An 11,033-nucleotide genomic window follows, 5' to 3' on the forward strand; every position below is an offset into this window, starting at 1 on the left:
ACCTGATAATTTCCAGCAAATGTCGCCCCGCCGCAACATCCGGGCGTTACCGGGGATGAGACCATCCGGCAGCGCAACATGGTTGCCCCGCCGGCGGCAAACTTATGACGCTTTGACGGCGAAGCTTTGAGCGTCGTGACAGCCCTTCTGCTGCAATGCGGTGCGCCGTTCGCTCGCGTCGTAACGAGCCTGGTAGGCTCGCAGCAGCGTCGCGAAGTCCGTCGCCAGTCCGGCCGGATCGATGTCGATGAAATCCGCATCACTCTGTGGCGAGATCGCGCGTCTGCTCCTGACGCAGCGAAGTCGCCGCAGCAGCGCCGGCGTGTGCGTCAGCATCACGGCTTTGCATCCGCGGCTTTGGTGCACCGAAACGTCTTCGAAGGAGTCCCAGAACCGGCATTCATTGCTAATACGCAAGGCCAGGATGCCGTAGCGGCTGACTATCACGACCGCGCCCCGCTCGGCCGGCAACATCCAGATCAGTCGGCAGGTGACGAGCCCGAACAGCAGAACACCCGCGCAGTCTGCCGCCCGCTCCGAGGCGCCAAGGCCACCCCACAACTCGAAGGCAAACGTGGCGCTGACAAGGGTCATGACAAACCCCAGCGCAATCAGCCCTCCGAGGTGGGAAACGCCATAGCCGATATCGAGATCGTCGGTCGCACCGGGATCGGCAGGAAGGCCAGATCGATGCGGCGTGACGGCAATCGCAAGGCCGTCAGAATTTGCGTTCATGCTTATCCCCCAGCACGGCAGTTCATGAATGAACCAACGCAACCCGCCACACGGGCAAATGCTTGAGCCCGCAGGACGAAACTCCGTTCGGCGAAGGCTCACGTTCCGCTCAGAACTCTGGCCGAAAAGCGCGGCCAAGAACTTTCACGCAACGGGACGACCGATCGGCTGGATCGCTATGATCTCAGTAGAGTTATGCCGAGAGTATGACGCACATACCCTTGATTGGTTCCCTCCCAAGGTCATGTTAACACACCATAGCGCGTCAGGACCGGCGCTGGAACCCCTCGCCCGCCACCGGCTCGGAGAAAAGAGAGACCATGAATCCCGTCAAAGAACTGGAAAAGCGCGGACAGGCCGTCTGGCTCGACTTCCTGGCCCGCGGCTTCATCGCCAAGGGCGACCTGAAGCGGCTGATCGAGACCGACGGCGTCAAGGGCGTCACCTCCAACCCGTCGATCTTCGAAAAGGCGATTGGCAGCTCGGACGAATATGACGCCCCGATCGGCAAGGCGCTGAAGCGCGGCGACCGTCCGGTCGCCGACCTGTTCGAGCAGCTCGCGGTCGAGGACATCCAGAATGCCGCCGACGTGCTGCGTCCGGTCTATAACCATCTGAAGGGCCAGGACGGCTTCGTCAGCCTGGAGGTATCGCCCTATCTGGCAATGGATACCAAGGGGACGGTCGCGGAAGCCCGGCGGCTCTGGAAGGACGTCGATCGCAAAAACTTGATGGTCAAGGTGCCGGCAACGCCGGAGGGCCTGCCGGCCATCGAGCAGCTCATCGGCGAAGGCATCAGCATCAACATCACCCTGTTGTTCTCCAAAGAGGTCTATCTGGAGGTCGCCGAGGCCTATCTTGCAGGCCTCGAAAAATACGTGGCCGGCGGCGGCGATCCGTCGCATGTCGCAAGCGTCGCAAGCTTCTTCGTTAGCCGGATCGACACCTTGGTCGACAAGCAGCTCGACGAGAAGATCGCCCGCGCCAATGACCCCAATGAAAAAGAGCGGCTGGCGGCACTCAAGGGCAAGGTCGCGATCGCGAACGCGAAACTCGCCTACCAGGACTATAAGCGCCTGTTCTCCGGGCCGCGCTGGGACAAGCTCGTCGCCAAGGGCGCGAGGCCACAGCGAATGCTGTGGGCTTCCACCGGCACCAAGAACAAGGACTATAGCGACGTCCTCTATGTCGAGGAATTGATCGGCCCGAACACCATCAACACCGTGCCGCCGGCCACGCTCGATGCGTTCCGCGACCACGGCAAGCTCCGCGACAGCCTGGAGGAGAACGTCGAGGAGGCCGCCCGCGTGCTGGAGGAGCTCGAGCGCTCCGGCATCTCCCTCGACGAGATCACGGAGGAGCTCGTCAAGGATGGCGTGAAGCTGTTCGCCGACGCCGCCGACAAGCTCTATGGCGCGGTCGCCTCCAAGCGCGCCACCGTGCTCGGGGCAGCGATCGACCGCCAGCACTTTGCCCTTGGCGAGGGGCTCGGCAAGGCCGTGACCAAGAGCACCGAGGAGTGGCGGGTCTCGGCAAAGATCCGCAGGCTCTGGCAGCACGACAAATCGGTCTGGACCGGTGCGGACGAGAACAAGTGGCTTGGCTGGCTCGACTGCGCGGCGAAGGCCGACATCGCCGACTATGCGGATTACGCAGGCCGGGTGAAGGGGCAAAAATTCTCCGATGCCGTCGTGCTCGGCATGGGGGGATCGAGCCTCGGGCCCGAAGTGCTGGCCGAGACGTTTGCGCGGAAGGCCGGCTTCCCGAAGCTGCATGTGCTCGACTCTACCGACCCGGCGCAGGTACGGGCGATGGAAGCCAAGATCGACATCGCCAACACCGTATTCATCGTATCCAGCAAGTCCGGCGGCACCACCGAACCGAACGCGATGAAGGACTATTTCTACGACCGTGTCGCGCAAGCGGTCGGCTCCTCCGTCAAGACCGGCCATCGCTTCATCGCGGTCACCGACCCCGGCTCGTCGCTGGAGAAGGCTGCCAAGACGCTGAACTATGCCCGCGTCTTCCACGGCGAGCCGTCGATCGGCGGCCGTTATTCCGTGCTGTCGCCCTTTGGCCTCGTGCCGGCCGCGACCGCCGGCATCGATGTCGGAAGCTTCATCAAGCACACGCTCGCCATGGTGCGCTCCTGCGGACCGGACGTGCCGCCGCATGAAAATCCCGGCGTGCAGCTCGGCCTCGCCATGGGGCTCGCCGGCCTCGAGGGCCGCGACAAGGTGACGATCTTTTCGTCGAAGAAGATAGCTGATTTTGGCGCCTGGGCCGAGCAGCTCATCGCGGAATCGACCGGCAAGGAGGGCAAGGGCCTGATCCCGATTGACGGCGAACCGCTCGGAGATCCTTCGATTTACGGCAACGACCGCTTCTTCGTCGATATCCGTACCGAGAGTGAGACGGACGATGCTCACGAGGAGAAGCTCGCCGCACTCGAGCGCGCAGGTCACCCCGTGGTACGCATCGTCACGAAGTCGGTCGACCATCTTGGCCAGGAGTTCTTTCGCTTCGAGATGGCGACCGCGGTCGCGGGCTCCATCCTCGGCATCAACCCGTTCGACCAGCCGGACGTGGAAGCAGCCAAGATCAAGACCCGCGAGCTCACCGCCGCGTTCGAGAAAGCCGGCGCGCTGCCGCCCGAAGAGCCGGTCGTCAGCACCGCGGACGCCGATCTCTACACCGACGAAGCCAACGCCGCGGCGCTCCGTGCGGCCGGCGCGAACGGCGACCTCACCTCGTGGCTGCGAGCGCATCTCGGCCGCTCCCGGCAAGGCGACTATGTCGCCCTGCTCGGCTACATCGCGCGTGACAAGGCAACGATCGAAGCCTTGCAGGCGATGCGGACGGAGGTGCTCGAAAAGCGCCATGTCGCCACCGCCGCGGAATTCGGTCCGCGCTTCCTGCATTCGACCGGACAGGCCTACAAGGGCGGGCCTGACAGCGGTGTGTTCCTGCAAATCACGACCGACGACGCCAAGGACCTTCCGGTGCCGGGCCAGAAGGCAAGCTTTGGCGTGATCAAGGCGGCGCAGGCGCGCGGCGACTTCGACGTGCTCACCGAGCGCGGACGACGCGCGCTCCGCGTGCACCTGAAGGGCGGGCTAAAGAAAGGCCTCGCCGCGCTGAACGCCGCGCTCTCGCAAGCGTTGAACTGAAAGAGGATACGTCAATGCAGCTCGGCATGATCGGCCTCGGCCGTATGGGCGGCAACATTGTCCGCCGGCTGATGCGGAACGGCCATTCGGCCGTGGTCTATGACAAGGACGCCAAGGCCGTCGCCGACCTTGCCGCGGACGGCGCGCAAGGCGCGAGCACGCTGGAAGAGTTCGTCGCCAAGCTCGACGAGCCGCGCACCGCCTGGGTGATGCTGCCCGCCGGCCGCATCACCGAGACGACGATCGAGACGATCGCAAAGCTGATGCAAGCCGGCGACGTCATCATCGACGGCGGCAACACGTTCTGGCAGGACGATGTCCGCCGCGGCAAAGCGCTCAGGGAACACGGCATCCACTATGTCGACGTCGGCACCTCCGGCGGAGTCTGGGGGCTCGACCGCGGCTATTGCATGATGATCGGCGGCGACAAGGCGGTCGTCGACCGGCTCGATCCGATCTTCGGCACGCTTGCGCCGGGCGCCGGCGACATTCCACGCACCCCGGGGCGCGAAGGCCGCGATCCCCGCATCGAGCAGGGCTACATCCATGCCGGCCCGATCGGCGCCGGTCATTTCGTCAAGATGATCCACAACGGCATCGAATACGGCCTGATGCAGGCCTATGCCGAGGGTTTTGACATCCTCAAGAACGCTGACATCGAGGCGCTGCCGGCGGATCATCGTTTCGATTTCGATCTCGCCGACATTGCCGAGGTGTGGCGGCGCGGCAGCGTCATCCCGTCCTGGCTGCTCGACCTCACCTCGACCGCACTCGCCGACAGCCCGGCCCTGTCTGAGTATTCAGGATTCGTGGAAGATTCCGGTGAAGGACGCTGGACCGTGAATGCGGCGATCGACGAGGCGGTGCCGGCCGAGGTTCTGACCGCAGCGCTATTTGCCCGCTTCCGCTCGCGCAAGGAGCACACTTTCGCGGAGAAGATCCTCTCCGCCATGCGCGCCGGCTTCGGGGGGCACAAGGAGCCGAAACAACCGGGCGTATCCAAGCCCAAAGCCTGAAGGCCCGCCATTCGTGACAAAAGACCCGCAGCCCAAACGCAAGCCCGAAAATTGCGCCTTCGTCATCTTCGGCGTCACGGGAGATCTCACCCATCGCCTGGTGATCCCATCGCTCTACAATCTCGCCGCCGAGAACCTGTTGCCGGAGAAATTCTGCGTCGTCGGCGTCGCGCGCAAGGGCATGTCGAATGACGAGCTGCGCGACGGCCTGTTGAAGGGTCTGCGCGAGCATGCCACCCGTCCGGTCGATGACGTCGTCGCCCAGCAACTCCTGCAATGCGTGACTTTCGTCGAGGCCGATACGAAGGATCCACAGTCCTTCGATACGCTACGCGAGCATCTGGACGCGCTCGAATGCTCACGCGGCACCGGCGGCAACCGGCTGTTCTATCTCGCGACCCCGCCGGCGGCGTTTGCACCGACCGCGCGCGAGCTCGGCCGCACCGGATTGATGAAGGAGGACAACGGCGCCTGGCGGCGCCTCGTGGTCGAAAAGCCATTCGGCACCGACCTTGCCTCGGCGCGCGCGCTGAATGCCGAGCTCCTGAAGATCATGGAAGAGCACCAGATCTACCGGATCGATCACTACCTCGGCAAAGAGACGGTGCAGAACATCCTGGTACTGCGCTTTGCCAACGGCATGTTCGAGCCGATCTGGAATCGCAACCATATCGATCACATCCAGATCACCGTGGAGGAACGGCTTGGCGTCGGCCATCGCGGCGGCTTCTACGACGCAACGGGCGCGCTCCGCGACATGGTGCCGAACCATCTGTTTCAGCTGATGTCGCTGGTCGCGATGGAGCCGCCGAGCCGTTTCGATGCGCACTCCGTCCGCTCTGAAAAAGCAGAGGTTCTCTCCGCGATCCAGCAGCCGAGCGAAGAGGAAGCGCTGAAGAGCTCGGTTCGCGCGCAATATCTGGCAGGCCACATCGGCGATGCCGATATCCCGGACTACCGCAAGACGGAGGACGTCAAGTCCGGCAGCACGACCGAGACTTATGTGGCGCTGAAACTCCTGATCGACAACTGGCGCTGGGCCGGTGTGCCCTTCTACCTGCGCACCGGCAAGGCGCTGGCTCACAAGCGCACCGAGGTTGCGATCAAGTTCAAGCAGGCACCGCTGTCGATGTTCAGCGGCACCACGGTCGACCGCCTGTCGCAGAATTTCCTTACCATCGGAATTGCGCCGACCGAGACCATCGAGTTGCAGTTCAACGCCAAGATTCCGGGACCGAGCGTCACGATCGACGGCGTCGAGATGAAGTTCCGCTACGGCGACTATTTCAAGGCCGATCCAAGCACCGGCTACGAGACGCTGATCTACGACTGCATGATCGGCGACAACATCCTGTTCCAGCGCGCCGACGGCGTCGAAGCCGGCTGGCAGGCCGTGCAGCCGTTCCTCGATGCCTGGAAGAAGGCGGGCACCAACGGCATCGAGACTTATCGCGCCGGGAGTGACGGCCCCTCCTGCGCCGACGAGCTACTCCGGCGCGACGGGCGCAGCTGGCGGAAATATTCGTAATGGCTGCCGCCGACCAGCCGAAACTGATAGTAGCCGCCGACGCCGATGCGCTGGCGCAGGCCGCAGCCGAACGCGTGATGGCGCGCATCGCGGCCAATCCGGGCCGCATTGCGATCTGCCTTACCGGCGGATCGAGCCCGAAGAAACTCTATCAATTGCTCGCAAGCGAGACCTGGCGCGACAAGATCCCCTGGGAGCGCGTGCACTGGTTCATCGGCGACGAGCGATTCGTGCAGGACGATGATCCCCTCAACAACATGACGGTGGCGCGCGCGATCCTTCTCGATCGCAGCGCGCCACCCGGCCATGTCCACCCGATCCCCACCGCGACCGAGAGTCCCGATCAGAGCGCCTTGGCCTATCAGCGCGAGCTCCAATCCTTCTATGGTGGGGACCAGCTCGATTCGTCACGCCCACTGTTCGACCTGGTCCTGATGGGCGCGGGGCCGGACGGCCACACCGCCTCGCTGTTTCCCGGCTATCCCGCGGTCGAGGAGACAGAACGCTGGGTCGTTGGCGTGCCCAGGGCCAATGTCGCGCCTTTCGTGCCGAGGGTCTCGCTCACCTTGCCCGCTTTGGCGTCATGCCACGAAATGCTGTTCGAGATTGCCGGGCACGACAAGCAAGCGATCTTGACGCGGCTCCTCAATGGCGAGAACCTGCCGGCCGTACGCGCGCGCTCGAATGGTGAGACCGTCTGGCTGGTCGACCAGGCCGCGCTCCCGGAGGGGATTCGTGGCGGGCAGTGAAGTACCTTGTGCATTGATCGTGATGGGCGTGTCGGGCTCGGGCAAGAGTACGGTTGCGGAAGCACTCGGTGAGCGGCTCGGCTGGCGATTCGAGGACGGCGACAGTTTCCATCCGCCGAGCAATGTCGCGAAGATGAGCGCCGGCCACCCGCTCACCGACGAGGACCGCTGGCCCTGGCTCAACGCCATCGCCGACGAGATTGCGCGTGTCTGCGAGGCCCGCGAGCACGTCATCATCGCCTGCTCGGCGCTGAAGCACACTTATCGCGACGTGCTCTTGCGTGGACGCGATGACGTCCGCTTCGTGTTCCTGAGGGGCACCCAGGAGCTGATCGCCGACCGGCTCGCCCACCGCAAGGGGCACTTCATGCCGCCCGGGCTGCTGACCAGCCAGTTCAAGGCGTTGGAGCCGCCGGAAGCGAGCGAACACGTGATCACCGTCTCGATCGACGAGACCGTCGAGGCGATAGTTGATGGCGTCTTGCGGCAGTTGAAATTCGGCAGCGAGCAGCACAAGGCAATGTCATGACGCCCATCTCACTCGTGGTCTCCGACGTCGACGGCACGCTGGTGACCAAGGACAAGACTCTCACCGAGCGCGCCAGGGCCGCGGTGCAGCGGCTGCGTGATGCCGGGATCGGCTTCACCATCACCTCCAGCCGCCCCAGCATCGGCATGCGCTTCCTGATCGAGCCGCTGGCGCTCTCACTGCCGGTCGGCGCCTTCAACGGCTCCTCGATCGTCGATCCGCAGATGAAGCCGGTCGAGCAGAATCTGATCCCGGCCTCAGCCGCCGAGCGCAGCGTCAAGATCCTCGACGAGTTCGGCGTCGATATCTGGCTGTTCACATCGGACAAGTGGCTGATCCGCAATCCGGAGGGGAAATACGTCGGTCACGAGCAGCACACGATCCGCGCCGATCCGACCGTCGTCAGCGACTTCTCGCCCTATCTTTCGAGCGCGTGCAAGATCGTCGGCGCCAGCGCCGACGCGCCGCATCTGGAGGCCTGTGAAAAGGCGATGCAGGAAGCGCTGGGGACTCAAGCCGAGGCGATCCGCTCGCAGACCTATTATCTCGACGTCACTCCGCCCGGCTGCAACAAGGGCACTTTCGTCCAGTCGATCGCGCGACGACTCGGCATCTCGACCGATGCGGTCGCGACGATCGGCGACATGCAAAACGACCTTGCGATGTTCCGCGTCAGCGGCCTGTCGATCGCGATGGGCAATGCAACCGATAATATCAAGCAGCAGGCTACTTACGTCACGACGACCAATGAGCAGGAAGGCTTTGCCGGCGCCATCGAGATGATCCTGAAGCGGAACGGGATCCGTTAAGCCAGCTATTGCGACCGCTGCACCGCCGGCTTCTCGGCGTGGGTCCTTGCGGCCGACAGATTATGCGCCGTATTGATCAGCGCGATGTGGGTCAGCGCTTGCGGGAAATTTCCGGTCTGGCGTCGCGCCACCGAGTCGTATTCCTCCGCCAGGAGCCCGACGTCATTGGCGATGCCGACCACGCGATCGAACAGCGCCTGCGCCTTGTCGAGGTCGCCGGCGAGCACATGAGCATCCGCAAGCCACAGGCTGCAGGCGAGGAACGCCCCCTCGATCGGCTGTGTCTCCTCGGACACTTCGCGGGGATCATGCCGCAGGACGAATCCGTCGCGCATCAGGTGCCGTTCGACCGCCGCGATGGTTCCGCGCACCCTGGCATCCTTTGCCGGGAGGAAGCCGACCGCGGGCAGCAGCAGCGCGCTGGCGTCGAGAACCTTCGAGCCATAAGATTCGACGAAAGCGTTCGCCTCGGCGTCGAAACCTCTCTGACAGACGTCCCGGTGGATGGCGTCGCGCAAGGCGCGCCAGTGCAGTAGCGGCGCCTTGAAGCCGAAGGTCTCGGCGCTCTTGATGCCGCGGTCGAAGGCAACCCAGGTCATCACCTTGGAGAAGACGTAGTGCCTGGGCTTGCCGCGGCGCTCCCAGATGCCGTGGTCGGGATGATCCCAGACCTCGGCAAGATGCTGGAGCACGGCGCATTCCAGCGCCCAGCTTTCGTCGTCGAGCTTCAACTTCGCCATGCGCGACTGGTGGAACGCGTCGATCAGCTCGCCATAGACGTCGAGCTGCAATTGCGCGTGGGCGGCATTGCCGACGCGAACCGGCTTCGCTCCCTCATAGCCGTCGAGCCATCCGGCCTCCCATTCGAGCAGCCGCCGCTGGCCCCAGATGCCGTACATGATCTGCATGTTCGCCGGTGAACCGGCGGCCGCGCGCAACAGCCAACTGTGCCAAGCCGATGCTTCCTCGGTATAGCCCGAGTTCATCAGCGCGAGCAGCGTGAAGGTGGCATCGCGCAGCCAGCAGAAGCGGTAGTCCCAGTTTCTGGCGCCGCCGAGCTTCTCGGGCAGCGAGGTCGTGGGCGCCGCGACGATGCCGCCGGTCGGGTCGAAAGTCAGCGCCTTCAGCGTGATCAGCGAGCGCATGATCAGATCGTGATACTCGCCGTCGCTATTGACGTGGCTGCACCAGTCCTTCCAGAAGGCTTCGGTCTCCGCGAGTGCGCGCTCGGGATCGATTGCCTCGGGCGGAGCGAGATGCGACGGCCCATAGGTCAGCACGAAGGGGATGGTCTCGCCCGCAGCGACCTCGAACTCCGCGACGGTGGTCAAGTCCTCGCCGCGGGTCTCGACGGGCGTGCGGAGCACCGTCATGTCCTGCCCGCAGATCGCAAGCACAGTGGAGCGATCCTCGGTGCGCCTGACCCAGGGGATATCGACGCCGAAGCCGAAGCGGATGATGAGCTCCATCCTGAGCTTGACGCGGCCCTTCAGGCCGCGCACCAGCCGGACGATGTCGGACGCCTTGCCGCGCGGCGGCATGAAGTCGATCAAGGCGACGGAGCCGCCGTCCGTCTCGAAACGGGTCTCGAGGATCAGCGTGTTGCCGAGATAGCGGCGGGCGCGAGCCGTCAGGGCTTCGCTTGGCGCAATCTGCCAGCGCCCGTTTCTCCTGGTGCCGAGGATTGCGGCGAAGCAGGCGTCGGAATCGAAGGCCGGCCAGCACAGCCAGTCGATCGAGCCGTCGTGGCCGACGAGGGCCGCGGTCTCGCAATCGCCAATCAGCGCATAATCTTCGATCTTCTGTGACAATTCCGTGTAACCCACCTGAAATTGTCGTGCTGGACTCTAACCGTGCGACCGCTCCCGCGTTGCGGCTTTCAGCGCCGCGCGATCGATGCTCGACGCAATCTTGTCCAGCGCGAGCGGCAGCCGCTGGCGCCAGTTGGGGTGCTCGTCGATCGTGCCGGGGATGTTCGGCTGGTCGATCACGCCCAGGAGATCCTCGAGCGACACCGCGAGAAGGCGGGAGGGCGTCCGGGACAGGAACGCCAGCACCGAATAGAGATCGTTAGCCTGAATGGCGTTGAAGCGCAGGATCTCGTCGAGCATGCCGAGGGCGTGCCAGCGCGCCTCCTCGTTCTCGCCGGGGTCGAGCCCGAGCGAGAGCTTCATCTTGAGATCGCTGAACGAGCGCCAGCCGGCATAGGTACACAGATCGTGCGTGTTCAACGTGACGAGCGCGTTGGACCTGTAGTGATCGAGATTGCGGAAACGCCCGGCGTCATCGCGCTCGAACATCATCACGAGATAGGACCAGATGCCCCAGTCCTGCATGGTCTCGCGAAAACCTTCCGGCACGGTGCCGAGATCCTCGCCGATCACGATGCATTTGTGCGCGGCGCTCTCGCGCGCGACCGCCGCCAGCAGCGCCTCGAATGGCATCTGCACATAGGCGCCGTTGTCCGGCTTGAAACCGCGCGGCACGAGGTAGAGCC

Annotated in this window: 9 protein-coding genes; 6 read left to right on the plus strand and 3 right to left on the minus strand. The window is 64.2% G+C overall.

What is annotated here, in order from left to right; all coding sequences use genetic code 11:
* Positions 1-102: 102 nt before the first annotated feature.
* A complete protein-coding gene (locus tag Q3C01_RS23600; protein WP_458147691.1) occupies positions 103-873 on the minus strand; it encodes a TMEM70/TMEM186/TMEM223 family protein in 771 nt (256 codons plus the stop codon).
* Between the two features lie 182 nt (positions 874-1,055).
* Here Q3C01_RS23600 and Q3C01_RS23605 point away from each other — a divergent pair, with 182 nt between their 5' ends.
* The 6 genes from Q3C01_RS23605 to Q3C01_RS23630 are packed head-to-tail and all read left to right on the plus strand — an operon-like array spanning position 1,056 to position 8,536.
* The gene (locus Q3C01_RS23605) at positions 1,056-3,905 is read left to right on the plus strand and encodes a bifunctional transaldolase/phosoglucose isomerase (RefSeq protein ID WP_458147692.1); all 2,850 of its coding nucleotides are present in this window, start codon (positions 1,056-1,058) and stop codon (positions 3,903-3,905) included.
* 14 nt (positions 3,906-3,919) lie between these two features.
* On the plus strand, positions 3,920-4,921 hold the full coding sequence (gene gnd / locus Q3C01_RS23610; RefSeq protein WP_458147693.1) for a phosphogluconate dehydrogenase (NAD(+)-dependent, decarboxylating): 1,002 nt from the start codon (positions 3,920-3,922) through the stop codon (positions 4,919-4,921).
* A gap of 13 nt (positions 4,922-4,934) precedes the next feature.
* The gene (zwf, locus tag Q3C01_RS23615; protein WP_458147694.1) at positions 4,935-6,449 is read left to right on the plus strand and encodes a glucose-6-phosphate dehydrogenase; all 1,515 of its coding nucleotides are present in this window, start codon (positions 4,935-4,937) and stop codon (positions 6,447-6,449) included.
* A complete protein-coding gene (gene pgl / locus Q3C01_RS23620) occupies positions 6,449-7,198 on the plus strand; it encodes a 6-phosphogluconolactonase (protein WP_458147695.1) in 750 nt (249 codons plus the stop codon). The genes zwf and pgl overlap by 1 nt, the downstream gene beginning before the upstream one ends.
* Complete coding sequence (locus Q3C01_RS23625) at positions 7,185-7,727, plus strand: gluconokinase (protein ID WP_458147696.1); 543 nt, start codon at positions 7,185-7,187, stop codon at positions 7,725-7,727. The genes pgl and Q3C01_RS23625 overlap by 14 nt, the downstream gene beginning before the upstream one ends.
* Entirely contained in the window at positions 7,724-8,536 is an 813-nt protein-coding gene (locus Q3C01_RS23630) for an HAD family hydrolase (protein ID WP_458147697.1), read from the plus strand. The genes Q3C01_RS23625 and Q3C01_RS23630 overlap by 4 nt, the downstream gene beginning before the upstream one ends.
* 5 nt (positions 8,537-8,541) lie before the next feature.
* Here Q3C01_RS23630 and Q3C01_RS23635 read toward each other — a convergent pair whose 3' ends face one another.
* Both Q3C01_RS23635 and Q3C01_RS23640 read right to left on the minus strand, forming a co-directional pair.
* Positions 8,542-10,347 (minus strand): glycoside hydrolase family 15 protein, encoded by a 1,806-nt coding sequence (locus Q3C01_RS23635; RefSeq protein ID WP_458147705.1) that lies wholly within the window; start codon positions 10,345-10,347, stop codon positions 8,542-8,544.
* A gap of 36 nt (positions 10,348-10,383) precedes the next feature.
* The coding region (locus tag Q3C01_RS23640; RefSeq protein ID WP_458147698.1) for a 4-alpha-glucanotransferase at positions 10,384-11,033 on the minus strand (650 nt) is incomplete at its 5' end.

This window comes from Bradyrhizobium sp. UFLA05-109, from assembly GCF_054185165.1.

Bases quoted from the DNA above. Each gene is read 5' to 3' on its own strand.
- Q3C01_RS23605 (WP_458147692.1), top strand. From the start codon at position 1,056: ATGAATCCCGTCAAAGAACTGGAAAAGCGCGGACAGGCCGTCTGGCTC.
- gnd (WP_458147693.1), top strand. From the start codon at position 3,920: ATGCAGCTCGGCATGATCGGCCTCGGCCGTATGGGCGGCAACATTGTC.
- pgl (WP_458147695.1), top strand. From the start codon at position 6,449: ATGGCTGCCGCCGACCAGCCGAAACTGATAGTAGCCGCCGACGCCGAT.
- Q3C01_RS23630 (WP_458147697.1), top strand. From the start codon at position 7,724: ATGACGCCCATCTCACTCGTGGTCTCCGACGTCGACGGCACGCTGGTG.